The organism is Marinobacter fonticola, from assembly GCF_008122265.1.
Taxonomy (GTDB): domain Bacteria; phylum Pseudomonadota; class Gammaproteobacteria; order Pseudomonadales; family Oleiphilaceae; genus Marinobacter_A; species Marinobacter_A fonticola.
Genome location: NZ_CP043042.1, coordinates 2421248 through 2437684, shown reverse-complemented (window position 1 = coordinate 2437684; position 16437 = coordinate 2421248). Strand labels below are relative to the sequence as shown.

At 55.4% G+C, this 16437-nt stretch carries 14 protein-coding genes and 2 tRNA genes; 6 read left to right on the top strand and 10 right to left on the bottom strand.

Features of this window, described 5'->3' with window-relative positions:
• Positions 1–192: 192 nt before the first annotated feature.
• Positions 193–1320 (top strand): alanine dehydrogenase, encoded by a 1128-nt coding sequence (ald, locus tag FXO11_RS10790; RefSeq protein ID WP_148862976.1) that lies wholly within the window; start codon positions 193–195, stop codon positions 1318–1320.
• 44 nt (positions 1321–1364) lie between these two features.
• Here ald and FXO11_RS10785 read toward each other — a convergent pair.
• From FXO11_RS10785 to FXO11_RS10770, 4 genes are all read right to left on the bottom strand, one after another.
• Positions 1365–1440, bottom strand: a tRNA-Glu gene (locus tag FXO11_RS10785).
• 95 nt (positions 1441–1535) lie between these two features.
• Positions 1536–2096 (bottom strand): hypothetical protein, encoded by a 561-nt coding sequence (locus FXO11_RS10780; protein WP_148862975.1) that lies wholly within the window; start codon positions 2094–2096, stop codon positions 1536–1538.
• A 116-nt stretch (positions 2097–2212) separates the two neighbouring features.
• A complete protein-coding gene (locus FXO11_RS10775) occupies positions 2213–3112 on the bottom strand; it encodes a TIGR01777 family oxidoreductase (RefSeq protein WP_148862974.1) in 900 nt (299 codons plus the stop codon).
• Positions 3113–3141: 29 nt separating this feature from the next.
• Positions 3142–3519: a sirohydrochlorin chelatase gene (locus tag FXO11_RS10770; RefSeq protein ID WP_148862973.1), complete on the bottom strand. Its 378-nt coding sequence runs from the start codon at positions 3517–3519 to the stop codon at positions 3142–3144.
• A 388-nt stretch (positions 3520–3907) separates the two neighbouring features.
• On the opposite strand from FXO11_RS10770, the gene FXO11_RS10765 reads away from it, so the two are divergent.
• The 5 genes from FXO11_RS10765 to FXO11_RS10745 all read left to right on the top strand — a co-directional run bounded on the left by FXO11_RS10765 (position 3908) and on the right by FXO11_RS10745 (position 8448).
• Entirely contained in the window at positions 3908–4513 is a 606-nt protein-coding gene (locus FXO11_RS10765) for a DUF924 family protein (RefSeq protein ID WP_148864881.1), read from the top strand.
• A gap of 148 nt (positions 4514–4661) precedes the next feature.
• Positions 4662–4737, top strand: a tRNA-Gly gene (locus FXO11_RS10760).
• Positions 4738–4838: 101 nt separating this feature from the next.
• A complete protein-coding gene (locus FXO11_RS10755) occupies positions 4839–5648 on the top strand; it encodes an MOSC domain-containing protein (RefSeq protein WP_148862972.1) in 810 nt (269 codons plus the stop codon).
• Between the two features lie 3 nt (positions 5649–5651).
• Positions 5652–7556, top strand: a complete 1905-nt coding sequence (locus FXO11_RS10750) for an ATP-binding cassette domain-containing protein (RefSeq protein WP_148862971.1) — start codon at positions 5652–5654, stop codon at positions 7554–7556.
• 205 nt (positions 7557–7761) lie between these two features.
• On the top strand, positions 7762–8448 hold the full coding sequence (locus FXO11_RS10745) for a DUF6901 family protein (protein WP_148862970.1): 687 nt from the start codon (positions 7762–7764) through the stop codon (positions 8446–8448).
• A gap of 134 nt (positions 8449–8582) precedes the next feature.
• Here FXO11_RS10745 and FXO11_RS10740 read toward each other — a convergent pair whose 3' ends face one another.
• From FXO11_RS10740 to FXO11_RS10720, 6 genes are all read right to left on the bottom strand, one after another.
• On the bottom strand, positions 8583–9014 hold the full coding sequence (locus tag FXO11_RS10740) for a universal stress protein (RefSeq protein ID WP_148862969.1): 432 nt from the start codon (positions 9012–9014) through the stop codon (positions 8583–8585).
• Positions 9015–9287: 273 nt separating this feature from the next.
• Positions 9288–10172, bottom strand: coding sequence for an alpha/beta fold hydrolase (locus FXO11_RS10735; RefSeq protein WP_168203158.1), 885 nt, complete (start codon positions 10170–10172; stop codon positions 9288–9290).
• 73 nt (positions 10173–10245) lie between these two features.
• On the bottom strand, positions 10246–11628 hold the full coding sequence (locus FXO11_RS20270) for a DUF1302 family protein (RefSeq protein ID WP_319945913.1): 1383 nt from the start codon (positions 11626–11628) through the stop codon (positions 10246–10248).
• Positions 11561–14740, bottom strand: a complete 3180-nt coding sequence (locus tag FXO11_RS10730; protein WP_148862967.1) for an efflux RND transporter permease subunit — start codon at positions 14738–14740, stop codon at positions 11561–11563. Before FXO11_RS10730 ends, FXO11_RS20270 begins: the two co-directional genes overlap by 68 nt.
• Before the next feature lie 87 nt (positions 14741–14827).
• Positions 14828–15277, bottom strand: a complete 450-nt coding sequence (locus FXO11_RS10725; RefSeq protein WP_148862966.1) for a MarR family winged helix-turn-helix transcriptional regulator — start codon at positions 15275–15277, stop codon at positions 14828–14830.
• Between the two features lie 301 nt (positions 15278–15578).
• Positions 15579–16436, bottom strand: a complete 858-nt coding sequence (locus FXO11_RS10720) for a hypothetical protein (RefSeq protein WP_148862965.1) — start codon at positions 16434–16436, stop codon at positions 15579–15581.
• Between the last annotated feature and the right edge of the window lies 1 nt (position 16437).

Sequence of the window (16437 nt, the reverse complement as noted above, 5' to 3'; positions counted from 1 at the left end):
TCGCAAATAAACGTATGATTTTGCAAAAGCTTACTACCGACGGGCTCTTTCCGGCCCTAAGAGAACGCCTTGTTAAACGGTTGTCTTGAGCCATTGATCTTCCCGCGATTCTTCTATACTTGGCGTACCCGAGTTCAAATGGAATCGGGCAGCGGCCACTGAATTCGCCGCAGAACTGGACGGGAGGCTGCGATGACAACTGTCGGTTTGCTCAAGGAAATAAAGAATCATGAATATCGGGTCGGGCTTACACCTGCGGGCGTCCGGGAGTTGGCTGACCATGGGCATGACGTCCTGGTTCAGGCCGGTGCAGGAGAGGGGGCGGGATTTCCGGACGAACTGTACGCTCGGGCCGGTGCTCAGGTCGTGCCGAATGCCACTGCAATATTCGAGGGGGCAACGCTACTGGTGAAGGTCAAGGAGCCTTTGGCCGAGGAGCGCAGCAAGCTCAGGCGTCATCATATCCTGTTTACTTTCCTTCATTTGGCGCCAGACGCTGAACAGACCCGCGAACTCATGGATTCCGGGGCTACCTGTATTGCCTACGAAACGGTGACTGACCGCCAAGGGCAGTTGCCCCTGTTGGCGCCCATGTCTGAGGTGGCGGGTCGCCTTGCGATCCAGGCAGGTGCACAGGCTTTGGAGAAAGTCTGCGGAGGCCGTGGGGTTTTGCTATCCGGCGTGCCTGGCGTCCACCCTGGAAACGTTGTGGTCATTGGCGGGGGTGTAGTGGGGCGAAATGCCGCCCAGCTTGCTGTCGGGCTCGGCGCCCGGGTAACGGTGCTAGATCGTTCGGTGCCGGTGTTGCGCGAACTGGATCACCAGTATCGTGGGCAAATCACGACACTCTATTCGACCACCGATGCTCTGGAGAAGGTGCTTGAAGAGGCGGACCTTGTTATCGGCGCGGTGCTGATTCCCGGCGCGTCAGCACCCAAGCTCGTTACCCGGGACCTGCTGAAGGTGATGCCGGAAGGTGCCGCATTGGTGGATGTTGCGATTGATCAGGGAGGGTGTGCCGAAACGTCTCGACCGACAACCCATGACGATCCCACATACTTGGTGAACGGTGTGGTGCATTACTGCGTGGCCAATATGCCCGGTGCGGTGGCGAGAACATCTACCTTGGCCTTAACGAACGCGACTTTACCCTACGTCGTAAAGCTGGCGGATCAAGGGGTGCGCGGAGCGCTTGAAAGCGATTCGGGATTTCTACCTGGACTGAATGTTGCTCAGGGCAAGCTGACCTGCGAGGGGGTGGCGATTGCCCAGGGGCTGGAGTTTATTTCTCCGGATCGTATGCTGTCTAAACTCGGTTAGCAGCGAGAACGCAGTAATTGCAGAAGAACAGCGAAAGAAAAAAGTGGCGTCCCCTAGGGGGTTCGAACCCCTGTTGCCGCCGTGAAAGGGCGGAGTCCTAGGCCACTAGACGAAGGGGACGCTGCGCGTTAAACGCTGACCTCGTCGAGGTGGCGCGTATATTAAGAAAGGCTCCCCAGGCTGTCAAACTCTTTTCTGAAAAATTTTCAGGAAAATCAGCTTTGGCCGTTCAGGCAGTACTTCAGCTCGTCGCCGATCGCATCGAACGCGGCTAACGTGCCCTGGTTGTCCTGTAGTTCGAATATAGCGCGGGCCATGCGATGGCGGCTTGCCGGAATCTGCGTCAGAACCTCGTTTTTCGAGGCTTCGAGCGTCGCCGCTAAAAGTATCTCGTGGCGCAGCTTGTTCTCGCCGGCGCAGAAATAGAAGTGGCCCTCCCGCGTGGCCGGATCGGGCGCGCCAGTTTGCTCGAACACCTGCTTGCTACAGCGGGCGTACTCGGCATTGACTGACGAAAACGTGTCGACGAGCCCATCTTGATCTGCGACTTTTGCCAGTTCTCGAACACGTGTGGCCCCGCCCTCGCTTAGCCCGGGCAGAGCGTTCAACAACTGTTCCCCTGTAAAGCCCTGGTGAACCAACTGCAGCACGGTGATGTACTCGCTGGTAATCATGCTGCAGGTTTCGAAGCTCTGTTTTGCGGCCCGGCCATCGGCAAAGCAGGGCGAAGCACCGATGAGAAGGGCTAGAGCGATTAGCAGAGATTTCTTGTACATGGGCCAGCGTCGATACTGATTCAGTCAGATAGCCGGCAGGTTAGCACTGCATAGCGTTCGACGCTGTGAGCCGTCGCCCAAACGCGGGCCGCTGCGCTAGCCCGAACCGGGTTGCACTACACAATGGCGCGCAGGGCATCTTCAAGCTCGGGGTACTTGAAATCGAATCCTGCCTGATACAGTTTTTCCGGCATCGCACGTTGGCCGTCCAACAGCAGAGTCGACATCTCGCCAAGTCCTGCTTTTAACGCAAAAGCGGGCAGGGGGATGATGGTGGGCCGTCCCAGAACGCGTCCAAGTGTGCGCGTAAAATCCACGTTTCTCACCGGGTGAGGGCTGACCACGTTATAGGCGCCCGAGGCTTCCGGTGACTCAAGCATCCAAATAAGGGCCTTTACCACGTCTTCCCGGTGTATCCACGGCATATACTGCTGGCCATCGCCGAGTCGACCGCCTAGCCCAAGTTTGAAAGGCAGTAGCATTTTGCCCAGCGCACCGCCGTCAGGGCCGAGCACAATGCCGGTTCGCGACAACGCCACCCGAGCGCCCCAGTCGCGGGCTCGCAACGCTTCGGACTCCCAGTCTGCACAGAGGTGGTGAGTGAACTCGTCCTTGACGGGTCCATCTTCGTTCAATGGTTCGCCGCCGTGACTGCCGTAGTAACCCACCGCAGACCCTGAGACGATAACCTCTGGCTGTTGCTCGCGGCTCTGAAGCTGTTCCATGAGTTGGCGTGTCAACGCAATGCGGCTGTCTCTGAGTTCCTGCTTACGTTTTTCGGTCCAGCGGGATTCTGCAATACCTTCGCCGGCGAGGTTGATGACGGCGTTGAGACGCGGCAACCGGGATATTTCGCTGAGTTGGTTGACTGCCTCCACGCGACCGCAACGGGCTTTGACGTCGGCCTCGCTCTGCCGGCTCAGTACCGTGAGCCGGTAGCCCTTAGTCAGCAGCTCCGGGCAGAGCCGCTGGCCTATAAAGCCGGTTCCTCCGGTGACCAGGATGTGCTGAGTCATAGTGACCTCCTCAATGGATTGGCCTAGTTTCAGCGAGGGTTATCGTTATCAAGACGTTCTTCAACGATATGCTGAATAGCTTCACCCAACAAAGGGTGTTCACCGATGGGCGCGGCCAGCTCGATATCGATGCCGTGTTCGGTTGACAGCTTCTCCAGCATAGCCGGGACATCCTGGCGCAAGTGTCGGCCTGCGGCGAGAAATAATGGCAGCACAGTGACACCGGATACGCCGTCACGAGCCGCCCGAGCGATCTCTTCGCTGAGGGATGGCTGACTGAGCTCCATATAGGCAATCGCCGCACCCGGGATAGCCTGCAGGCTCGGGCCGGCCAGCTTCTCAAAGGTCTCGCACCATCTAGGGTCGCTGCTGCCGTGGGCCAGTAGAAGTACGCGGTGATTTTGCATGGAAACTAAAGACTCCTGATTGGGGTAACGGAACTGACGCTAATAACACCTATACGTAAAGTATGTCAGATTGGATACTAGCGTGCCGTGCGGTTAATTCACTGATCTACTGCGCGTCGCTGACGACGGCCCGGCGTCGTCAGCGACGCGCCCTTCGGGAGCCCCTGAGAGCTTTGATAGCCGCGTTGCGCTGGCTCGATTTGGAACCACCAAACCTTCGCCACCGCGCCTTGCTCTCAAAGCTCTCAGGGGCTCATTGGATCAGCGAATTAACCGCACGGCACACTAGCGAAGTCTTACCAGAAAGCACTTCAGGCTGTGTCACTACAGTAAACTAAGAGAGCCTTTGAATAAGCCTTTGTTCAGATGCTCGTCAAAAGGGATTCGAATGTTTGCGTGGCAGGAAGTTCTACATTTTTGGTTCGGACCGCTGGATAAGGACGGCGTGCCAGACTCGTTCCACCGAGAGCGCTGGTTCAAATCCAGCCGAGCCTTTGACTGGGAGATCCGGCGACGCTTTCTTTCCTTGGTGCTGGTGGCCTCGGAAAATGGACTGGAGGCCTGGCGGGAAGAACCCGGCGGAGCACTTGCCGAACTTATTCTGTTGGACCAGTTTACGCGCAATATCCACCGTGGTCGTGCGATGGCGTACGACAACGACCGGCAGGCGCGCCTAAATTGTCTTGAGGGGCTTGAGCGGGGGCTGGATCTCCATTTACCGTTGATTCAACGTGCATTTTTTATCATGCCGCTGCAGCATTCCGAGCGACTGAAAGACCAGGAAAAGGCTGTGGCGCTCTATGAACAACTGGAGGCGACAGCGCAAGGCCGACTAAAGGATGTGCTTAGGAGCTTTCACTCGTCTGCCGTTGCGCATCGGGACATCGTGGCGCAGTTTGGTCGATTTCCGCATCGGAACAAGGTGCTGGGCAGATACCCAACGTCAGAGGAGCAGGCCTACCTGGATAACGACGCCAACCGGTATGGCCAATAGCCGGTTTGACTGGTAGCCAGTTTGACCGATAGATAGGCGCGGTTGATAAAAGTAAGGCCGAATGAAAAAAGTGCGGGGCAGGTGTTGACGGTCGCGGCCGAATGCGTAAAATACGCAGCCGTTGAGAGGGTCGCCCTCATGACGAAAAGCGGGAATAGCTCAGTTGGTAGAGCACAACCTTGCCAAGGTTGGGGTCGCGAGTTCGAATCTCGTTTCCCGCTCCAGATTCAAAAAAAGCCCGGCCATTGTGCCGGGCTTTTTCGTTTCTCGCTGACACCCTGCCATCGCCGCTGATATCCTTAGCGTTTTGCAAGGAGGCACACTCATGGCGCAGTTGAAAATCGAGCAACTGTTCTTTTACCCGGTTAAATCGCTGCACGGCGTCGCCCTTGATGCGATGACGCTTGACGCCTTTGGACCTGCTGGCGACCGGCGCTGGATGATCGTCGATGACGAAGGCCGCTTCGTGACCCAGCGAGAGCAACCGCGACTGGCGCAGGTTAACGCTACGCTGACACCGTCAGGGTTGCACATTAGTATCCCTGGCGAAGCGCCAGAAAAGGTGGTTGCCAGCGACGAGACGCGCCGTGTTCTGGTCTGGCGTGACTGGGTTAAGGCTCAGCCCGCCCAGCCAGGCCCGTCAGAAAAACTGAGTGCGTGGCTGGGTAAAGCCGTACAGTTTGTCTATATGCCCGAGTCCACGTTACGGCCGGTCGACAACACGTATGTCGATGACGAGCGTCGCGTCAGTTTCGCCGATGGCTTTCCCTTTCTGATCACGCATACGATGTCCCTTGAATCGCTTTCAAGTCGGATCGGTGAGCCGGTAGATATGCGCAGGTTCCGCCCGAACATCGTGGTGTCGGGCGGTGAGGCGTTCGAGGAAGATCGCTGGGCGGCACTGTCGCTGGGAAGCTTGCGTTTTCGTTTGGTCAAACCCTGCACCCGTTGTGTCATGACCACCGTTCATCCTGACGAGGGTGTTCGCTCGGATAACCTGCAGCCCTTGAGGGAGCTTGGCCGTTTTCGTCGCACCCCCGATGGCGTCGTATTCGGTGTAAATGCGGTTCACGATGCCCTGGGCGAGCTTCGGGTGGGGGATTACTTTGATGTTGACTATGTTGAGGATCACTAACTAATGCCGCTGCTGTCCCTGGAAAGCGTTTCGCTCGCCTACGGTTTGCATCCATTGCTGGATAACGCCGGGCTTATCATCGAGCGCGGAGAGCGCGTCTGTTTGCTGGGACGTAACGGCGAAGGTAAGTCGACGTTGCTCAAAATCCTCACCGGGGAGACGGTGCCGGATGGTGGCACGGTACGCCTGGAAGAGGGCACTGTGCTTTCAGTTCTACCGCAAATGCTACCTTCGGACGAGCGACGTACTGCCTACGAGGTGGTTGCCGACGCCTTCCCCGAAACCGGTCAATTGCTGGCGGACTTTCATGCGCTGTCGCAACAGGCCGATGAAGCCAGCCTCAATCGCCTGATGAACGTTCAGGAAAAGCTCGAAAGCCTAGACGGCTGGCGATTGGATCAAAAAGTCAGCGCTATTCTGGCCCAGTTCCGGATTGATCCAAACAGCACTCTGGATACGTTGTCGGGGGGCTGGCAGCGTCGCGTATTGCTCGCTAAGGCACTGGTCAGCGAGCCGGATATACTTCTGCTTGATGAGCCCACTAACCATTTGGACGTACCGGCCATCGCCTGGCTGGAAGATGCCCTGCGCCAGTTCCCGGGTGCTTTGCTGTTCGTCAGTCACGACCGGGCGTTTATCCGCCGGCTGGCAACGCGCGTCGTTGAGCTCGATCGCGGGCAGTTGATCAGCTTCGCCGCAACGTATGACCGCTACCTGGAGCTGAAAGAAAAGGCGCTTGAAGAAGAAGAGCGCCACAACGCCGAGTTCGATCGCAGGCTAAAGCAGGAAGAAGCCTGGATTCGTCAGGGTATCAAGGCGCGCCGGACCCGCAATATGGGGCGTGTGCGAGCGCTCAAAGCGATGCGGGACGAGCGCCGGCAGCGTCGCGAGCGCAGCGGAAACGCCAGTTTCGCCATCGAAGATGCCGCGCGATCCGGCAAACTTGTGGTGGAGGCCGTTGATGCCAGCTTCGGTTACAGCGAAAGCAAACCCCTCATCGAGAATCTGAACTTGACGGTGATGCGGGGCGACAAGATCGGTCTTATCGGTGAGAACGGAACCGGCAAGACCACCCTGGTGCGCCTGCTGCTGGGAGAGTTGGAGCCGGTGTCGGGCCAGCTTCGCCTCGGTACCAATCGGTCGGTTGCCTATTTCGATCAGCTCCGGGGCGAGCTCGATCCTCGCCTGAACGCGCTGGATAACTTGGCCGAGGGGCGGGAATTTATCGACATCAATGGCCAGCAAAAGCACGTTCTCGGGTATTTGCAGGATTTTCTGTTCTCCCCCGAGCGCGCCCGCTCGCCGGTCAGTGTCTTTTCCGGTGGGGAGCGAGCGCGTCTCATGCTGGCCAAGCTGTTTAGCAAGCCAGCCAACATCCTGGTATTGGACGAACCGACCAACGATCTTGATGTTGAAACGCTGGAGCTGCTTGAATCGCAGCTTGTTGATTTTTCCGGAACGGTCATCGTAATCAGCCACGACCGTGAATTTCTCGACAACGTAGTCACCGATACGTTATTTCTCGATGGGTCGGGCAGTGTAGCCGCACGCGTTGGCGGCTACAGCGACTGGCGGCGCCAGGGCGGCCAGTTTCCGGCGGAGGTTCCCGTCGAGCCTGAGGCGCGGCGGGAGAAGAAGGATGCCAAATCCCAAAAAATTGAGGCCAAACCCACGACTCCAGCCCAAAAGCTCAGCTACAAGCACAAATTGGAACTGGAGCAGTTGCCCGACCAAATCGCCGATCTTGAGGGGCAAATTGAAATGCTCCAGGCGCAAGTATCGGATCCTGAATTTTACAGCCGTCCGCACGAAGATATATCCCGCGTGCTTGAGGCGCTGGCTGAAATCGAGAAAACCCTCGAAGCCAAGATTGAGCGCTGGATGGAACTTGAAGAGATGGCCGGTTGAGTGACGTGATTCAGTCGGCTGTTTTGTCTCGTTAAATTGCAAAATATCACCAAACATCACGCCTTGCAGCGCGCTATTCCTTTACACTTATTGCTCTTGGCGGATGAGGTGGTGGTGGATGAAGTTTGGGTGGATGGAGTCTTGGCGGAACGCTTTCGTGCCTCGGTTTATCAATGTTTCAGCAGTCGTTGTGAAGGTCAACTGAATGAGCGTCACCTATACCTTTGTCCTAGCCAACAGTGATTCCCGCATGTTCCGGGTCAGTCTTGACTCGCGACCGAACGAGCCGGTTTTGGAACGTCCGGAATGGACGAGGTTGGCGCACTGCCAATGCAGTAACTGTCCGCTCAAAAAAGATCGCGTTGAGTATTGTCCTGCCGCGGTCGATATTTTGCCGGTCGTTGAGGCGTTCCGTGACGAGAACGCCTACCAAAAAGTGACGGTAAACGTTGAGGATGAACGCCGTCGTTACGAGAAGGAGACAACGCTGGAAGAATCCCTGCGTTCGTTGCTGGGACTCATTATGGCTACCAGCCGGTGTCCGATCCTCGGTGAACTGCGTCCGATGGCGATCCACCACATGCCCTTCGCGAATGCCGAAGAGTTCATCACCCGCAGCGTTTCGCTCTACCTGCTTCAGCAGTACTTCGTTAAACGTAACCATGGCGAGCCCGACTGGAACCTGCAAGGATTGGTTGACCGAAATCAGCGGCTACAGCTGGTGAATCAGGCGCTTTGGCAGCGGATTCATACCGTCTGTAAGGGAGACAGTAATTTGAAAGCGTTGCTGAACTTCTTTTCCATGGCCTCCAGCGTCACCTTTTCATTGGAAACCCAGTTGCGAAAGCTGGAGTCTCGCCTCGCAGAGGAAGGTGCTGACGGCGAGTGCTAGCATCCCGTCCTTGCCAGCCCAACGGACCTTACGCCCGGCCATCGGTCTGAGAAACATATCAGCGGTTCTGTGGCGACTTGCCTGGGTTCGGCATCGACCTTCCACCGCGCACCATTCAGTCAGCCCGATAGGTGTCAGCTAAGACGCACCGCGAGCACGTCGCACTTGGCACCATGAAGTACGCCATTTGCCGTAGAGCCCAGCAACAACTGAATGCCATGGCGGCCGTGACTCCCTACAACCGCCAAATCGACCCCGCGCTCTTCGCAGACACGATGGATTTCCGATTCCGGCCGTCCGACGGTCACCATCAGATTGTTGTCCGCAATATTATGGCTCTTGCCGAAAGCGGCAAGTTGTTCCCGAGCTGACTTATCGAGCTGGTCCTGCAACTCCGTAAGATCCATCGGTATATCCCCGCCATAGGCGTATCCGACGGGTTCGACGACATGTATAAGGATAAGCTCTGCCTGGTGGATGCCGCACAGATCCCGGGCTCGGTTTATGATCTGGTCCGCTTCTTCTGTGAGATCGATCGCCGCAAGTATCGTCTTATAGATTGCCATGTCGGTATCCTCCGGTGCTCAATGCGTGCGCTAATAGATCACGAGCTATATTCACAAATTATAGAAGAGTCATAAATTTAGGCCAGCGCGGCCAATGAAACGCTGATGTGTGTCAATTTATTCATATTGCCTCAGGCATTCCCTGCTCTTAACATCCGCTCGCCGCCTGCCTGGGTCCTATATTTGCGCTGACAGGCGACGAGCTGGCGTCACGCCCAAGGTTGACCTCTTTTTCAAATGTAGTTGATCTAGAATCCTCTATATGAGGCTACTTCAATGGCTACTCAGCGCAAAGTCTGGTGTCGGGATGACCTGTCGAGGTATCGGCGATACCAGCCATTGGACGGCGTTTTCGATGACCGTCTCGTTTCCGAGAATGCGATTGTGTCCCCCAGTTGGAATCCAGAACGTTTGGGTCGTACCTGCCTTCGCGTTTTCAATTGCATCCTGGAGAGACACTATCGCGTCATCTTCCGCATGAATCAGTAGTACAGGCGCTTTGAGAGTCAACAACGCGTTGTCAACGCGGAAGCGTTCTAGAGGTTCACCGAGGCCGCGGGATATTTGCTCAACCATGTTAAGCAACGCCCGCCGTCCGAGGCCTTGATGCTTACCCTGTGCAATAGCGTAGTCTTCGGCCGATCTTGGGGTGCTGATAAGGACCACGCGGTCCGGCTTCAACCCATGAGCCTCCATCGCGAGTACGGTCATGGCGCCACCGATGGAGTGAGCAATAATATTGCAGGGTTGGTCCAAGGTTGATACGACTTCTGTGATAGCTTTCGCAAGCAGCGGTAATGGCGCGCGGGCTCCGTCCGCCTCGCCGTGAGCTGGCAGATCGACGGCAGCAACCGTATATCCGCCATCAAGTAGTGGTCGAACAAATCCCCCCATCGCAAAGTGGTCACGCTCCCAACCATGTACAAGCAAGACGAGAGGCCCGCAACCTTGTATCCAGAACGGTACACGATGACCTTCCACTTCAACTTCTCTGCGTGTGGCCTTGTCGTAAGCCGTTTTCCAGTGTTGGGTACTTGTGTTTCGCCTTGGGGTCAAGAAGACCTTAGCGCCAATCGAACCAAAGTAGGCGGGCATAACGGCTGATAGTGATCCGACAATGCTCGATCTTATGCTATTTCCCAGTCGCTTTATTTTCATTTGAAACGTCCCTTGTATTGTGGCTATGTCGTAACAATCAGGTGTGTCGTAACAATCAGGTGTGTCGTAACAATCAGAAAGAGTAGGCCAGACCGATATTGATACGATTGGCCTCCTGGAACTGGCCGAAAAGGCCCGATTTATCGCCAAAGAACAGATCGGCGCCGACGCGGCCCACCAGATCGCTTCTAAACTGATAGTTCGCTTCAAGCTGAAGTAAGCCATCAGCGTCATTGGCGCTTTGTATAAAGAAAGCCTCCAGGCCCAATGCTTGATTCCAAATCAGGTGTCTGATGCGAAGGGTTAGCTGTGTCTCTAAACTGTCGCGGATGACGCCCGGTGCGTGATCGGTGAGGTAGCTTTGAAAGGCCTGTATGCTGAAGAATGTGTCGCTAAATCCGCTGTAGTCCAGGCCGATCACGTAAGCCAGTTCAGGGCTTTCCGCAACGCCGTTGGCGATGCTACTAGGGTCTGCTACCCAGTAACGGTCTGTGGAGTAGCCGATTTCGCCGCGCAGGGCAAAGTCACCAAAGGCATTGGAGAATGTCGCCCCTGCGAGATGAGTACGTTCATAGGTTGGGCTGACCACGATGCGGCCTGGGCGCTCGTTAAGGTAGTAAACTGCTTGGTCGTGATAGTGATAGAGATAATTTAGGCTTACGTCCCAGCCCCCGACAAAAGCTTGCCAGCGAGCACCCGCGTCGGCGTCTTGCAAGGGACTGTCGGGACGATCCGGATCGTTTATGGTGACAGGAACGCCGTCAGGGGCTTTCGGTACGAGCAGGCGCGAACTAACGCCGAAGGCCCCGTCAAAAGGCGGCAGTTCATCATAGGTTTGATCCGGGACCGCAACGACCTGAAGCGTCCCTTCCCATAATGGCGCTTCGGCGTTGAGCATCCAAAGGGGTATCCGTCGCTCATCGAGGTCAGGCAGAATAAACTCGCGATAATCGATGGGGTTCAGTACATCCAGAACTCTTAAGCCATCGGCTTGACCCCACACAACTTGCTGTTTTCCCAAGCGGACAAAGACATCGCCCGCGAACCCGTCAATGTATGCCTCTCTTAATTCCAGGTCCCCGTGGTCGCCCAAGTAGACGCGGCGATTCCACTCGCTTCGACTATTTTGAGGCGGTTGGCCTGGAGATAGTTCGTCAGCGGCGTCGAAGCGACCGCGGGCAATCACCGTGGCCCGTACGGATTCCGGCAAGTCGAAATCCATCCGTGGCGTGAGAACCAACTCCGACTTCTGAAGGTCGCCATCCGTGGTTTCGACGGCTACGTCGAAATCCCCCATGACCTGGAGCGTCAGGGCACTCGCTGTTTGGCTCAGGCAGCCTATTAGTGATAGGGCGGCGAGTCGGTTTGGGTTGATAGATGCTCCCATTTTATTGCCCTCGTACCAGCGCGCGTTTTTCGAAGGTGCGAGCCGGTATTGAGCTTTGGTAATCGACATCACTGCTCGTGATCAGAGTACTGTGACCGCTTTTGTGGTTAATTGCCCGAACTTGTAAAACAGTCCAGATGTCGTCTATCTTCTCGATCTGTAGATTTTTAATAGTCTTCAGATGGTTTCCATTGACATCCCAGTAATCGCTCTTGCGGGAGATCCACATCGCCGGGTCGATCCGCCATACGGCCTTGCTGTAGCCAAGCTCTTTGGCGATATCCGCGGTCGCCGCTGTACCTTCTACGACGTATAGCTGAACTCCATCGATTGTTTCCTTGCCCACCGTCCGAAATTCGTAGTCTTTCAAGCTGACTTTGTTTTCGCTCTTGATCTCCTCGTAGCTGAAATCGGTACCGAGAAAATAATCGCCGCGATTGGAAGCCGGAATGCGGCGTACTTTGCGTAAGGCGGGAAGATATAGCCACTGGTCGTCGTCTTTTGCATCGCTTGCATAGTCATAGGTTAGAAATCCAGTACCACGGACATTGGCCGGGGCGGTATAAAATAGAGCGGTCCGCTTTTCATCGCCGAAATAACGTCTGAACGCCTTGATCTCCTGCGTACGCGTCTGGTCCCGCCGGTCCGTTAATTCGAACACCATATTGCGTGTGACCTGCTGTCCTTCCGGCCGCGCCGCGACGAAGCTCATAATTTCTGCACCTTCGGGCAGTTCTTCAGCGCTGGCGTCAGGTATGCCATGAATCGCAACCATTCCGGTCCCAAGCACCAGTACGGCGGCCGTGACAGCACCCTTTTTTTGTCTGCCGCGCGGCGCAATTGGACTGACAATGCAGGCTGGCTTGACCAGCAGCACAAGAGCAGGCAAGAGCGTGATGCTTGCGATGAACGAGGCGCTAACCGCCAACGCTACCAAACCACCGAACCGGACTAACGGAGGTACATCGCTCAGACAAAGCACCCCAAAGCCAAGGCCCACGGCTGCCAGATTGAAAAACAGGGCGCGCCCGGTGGTCGGGTAAAGTTCGGTCAGCGCGACCGACAGGGGTTTGTCCACTCGGTCATTGCCGAGTTCACGCACGCGCTCAAGGGTGTGAATAGCGGAGTCAACGCCAAGTCCAATAGCAATCGCAGCGAACATGGAGGTGCCGACGCCGAGCCAGATTCCCATGAAACCCATAACGGCGTAGATCAGCAGGATGGACATTGCCACCGGAACGACTGCCAACACACCCAGCGTCACAGACCTGAACACCGCAGAGGCCATCAGTAGTACAGCCAGGACCGATGCGATGACGCTGCCCGCATGGCTCTCAGCCACACCGTTAATCCAGTGATAGTCGACATTGACACGACCGGTAAGGGTCGCGGTAAGACCGGGTTCGTTAAATTGGTCGGTCAGGTACTCCCGGACTACGGGAACAAGCTGACGATTGTTGGCGAAGGTGTTTGTGTCGAGATAGGCACGAACCAGCGCCTGGCGATGTGCAGTGTCAATTTCCTCTTCGAAGTCGGTAGGGCTGCCGGAAGTGGCGTACAGTAAAAACAGTTGAGCGATCAGCTGAGGGTTGTCAGGAATGGTAAATTCATTGGCTTGGTTCTCATTGACGGCGCGATTGATTTGCTTGATGTAGTCGACGATGGACGTGGTCCCGTTAACGTGCGGCTGCTCCTCAAGGAAGCGCTGTAGTTTCTCTATTTTGCGTAACCGGGCCGGGTCGTGTAGGCCTTCATCTTCGGGGGTCTCAACCACGACATCCAAATGATAGGTTCCGTCCATTAACGTATTAATCTGTTTATCAGCTTGATACAGCGGCTCAGAGGGCTTGAAATTTGCTATTCGCTGGTCCTCAACCTGAACTTGCGATAAACCTACCGCACCTACTGCTGCGACAATCAGGCCGCATACGATAATTCCCCTGGGATTATTGAGCACCGCACGGCCAAGGCGATCCATGAGTCGATAACTGGGGCTTTTGACTACGTCTCCGGTGGTATTTCTGAATGACTTGCTAGCGCGTGGTTTCAGAAAGCTCATGATCGCAGGGAGCACTGATAGGGTATAAACCCAGGCAATTGTCACGGCGAGCGCCCCAAACAGACCAAAAGCTTGAATGGGCGGCATATCGGTCGTCGGGTAAAGGGAGAGGAAGCCAGCTGCAGTGGTAAGGGTCGTAAACGTCACGGGTCGCGTCATGGCTTGCATGGTGCGAATGATAAGATCGTGCTGAGAGCTGGTCGGTGCTTTTCGGAGCTCTTCATAGTATTGACTGAATACATGGATCGAATCGGCCACCGCGATCCCGATCATGCAGACAATGAGACCATTGGTGATGACATAAAAGGGCGTATTGCTTGCGGCCATGAGGCCCAATGTGATGACGACAGTCGCCAAGATAACGGCATTGGGTAGTAATGCGGCCCGGACCGTACGAAAGGCAAGGAACAGAATGAGAGTAATGATGAGTCCGGCAAAAGGGTTTAATCGCTGTGCATCCTGGTCTATGTAGCTGGAAAGATAACCTGCCACAGCACCTTCGCCGGCTACGAGCAATTCGTCACCCGGGCCTTTGGGGGCTGACGAAATCAACTCCAGAATTGCATCGTAGGTCGCTTGGGCTTTTTCCTCATCCAGCAGTTCAACCACGACCAGGGTCGCACGGCCATCGCGAGCAACGAGGCTGCCTTGGTAAAGGGGAAAGTTTTCGACAGCGGCCCTTACCGAAGCCACTTCCGTTTGGGTAGTCGGTACTGGGTCGAGAAACTCGTGAACCTCTATACCCATGTCGTTGCCGATAACGTTGGATTCAGTCGCCAGACTCATTACCCGTTCAGGATCGACGTTATCAAGACGTTGAATTTTCTCGGTCAGCCACGACACCAAGCCCAAGCTCGGCGGATTAAAAATGCCGTTTGGACCTTGGTTAGCTACGGCGACCACGATGGGATCGCTTAAGCCGAATACTTCCTTAACGTTCTCCCGGTAGCGCAACGCGGGATTCTCAGGATCGATGAATGCACCAGCGGACGTGTCTTTAGCCAGGCCTGGCAACGAAACAGCCGCGACAACGATCAGGCTTATGCCCAGAAAAATGACCAACCAGCGGTAAGTCAGTATGAGATGGTAAAAGCGACCTGCTCGATCAGTTCTGCTTTGCATGGAATGTCCCTTTCTTTGTAGTGTAACTACACTATAAGTTTCCTAAAAAAGGCCCTTGAGGGGAGGGCCGGCAATTTTTCTAAATATTCACTTCATTGATTTAGCGTCTGCAAGCTGAGCAAGGGTGTCATGGGCATGAGACCATCCCTCGCTCCCTAAGCTCTCACGAAACTTTTCTTGCACCGCCTGCCATAGCGGATACGCCTGCTCGAGCTTGTTTTTGCCGGGGGCGGTGAGTTTAATAGCGCGGGAACGGTGGTGGCTCCCGGCACCCATGGCGATGAATTCGTTCTGCTCCAGAAGTTTCAAATTTCGTGTAAGGGTAGTGCGCTCCATCGCCAACCAGTCGGCAAGTTCACTGATGGAGTTGGGTCCGCCATACCCGATCGCGGCCAGTAGCGTAAATTGAGTAATCCTAAGATCTATCGGCCGCAAGGCATCGTCGTAGGCACGGGTAATCATACGGTCAACCATGCGAGCTTTGCGACACAGGCAGTCTCTTGCGACAATGGCATACATCTCATTGTTAATAGTCATATAGTGTAAATACACTATGGAAGAGCATTTGTCTATAAAACTTCTGGTATCAGTTTGATTGTTCTTCAGGCAACAGTTGTGTCCCTGATGAACCGAGTGAGCAATATTGGCTCGTGACTGCGAAGTTATGTCTTGGGGAGTTCCGGCAAGCGAGTGTTAAGTCGCGATGCTGCGGGAGGGCCACTGATCGTGCCCAATCAACTGGAAAATTCAATCGACTGGGCAGCCAGTGGAGTGCGAATGAACAAGCGGCCGGTACGTGGCGGTTCACTCGAAGCGTTTGGGCCGAGGCCCGTCACTCTCAATTAGTGGAGGTGTCTGCCGTGGTTGCGGCCGACGACGGCGTGTTGTCCGTCATGACACTAATGGCTTCGTCCAAACCTTCGAGGATACCCTGCGAATAGCGGTCAATAACAAACGACACGTTGTTCTCGTTGTAATTGACGTAAGAGCTGCGAATGAATCCCCATTTGGACGAGATGCCGCTCAGTGCTGCGCGGAGTTCGTCGCTCGGGTTGCCGGCGGTAATACTGGACAGCAGGGCGTCGAATTGCTTGGCCTGTTCATCCAAAGGCTCTTCGGTGTCGGCTCCCTGGAATGTTTGCGACACAGCCGATGTGGAGCGGGCGGAATACTTGCTCATCATCTGCGCCATCAGAACGGCCGCCGCACGAGCGGATTCGACGCGCTTATCTGTCGTCACCTGCTCGTCGGTGCGGACAATATCGTACATTTCAGCTGAGGTCTTGCTAAGGGTCACAGCCTGGTTGGCCATGTCGGATACTAAGCGCAAATCAGGGTAGCCGTTCTGGCGTACGTCGTTGATGTTCTGCCGCATCAGGTCTTTGAATTGATCGAAATCCTGGGTTAGCCGTGAAACCTGGTCATCGTTCAGTAAGCCGGAACTTTGGTCGCCGATGCTGTTCATCTGGGTGTTGGAAGTATTGATGGCCGCGACGATTTCATTCAGGGTTTCGGTGGAGCCGTTAACGCTGAAATTATAGTAGGCATTAAGCGCTTCAAAATTGCTGAGCCGAAAATCGTGGAGGCTGGAAAGAAGTGGGTTTTCGGCCGCTCGTGAGGTAAATGGTGAGAGCAACAACGCGCACGTAAGCAGCGCCACAAACGACGCCCTAGTCCAGATGCCGGAGTGAGTCATT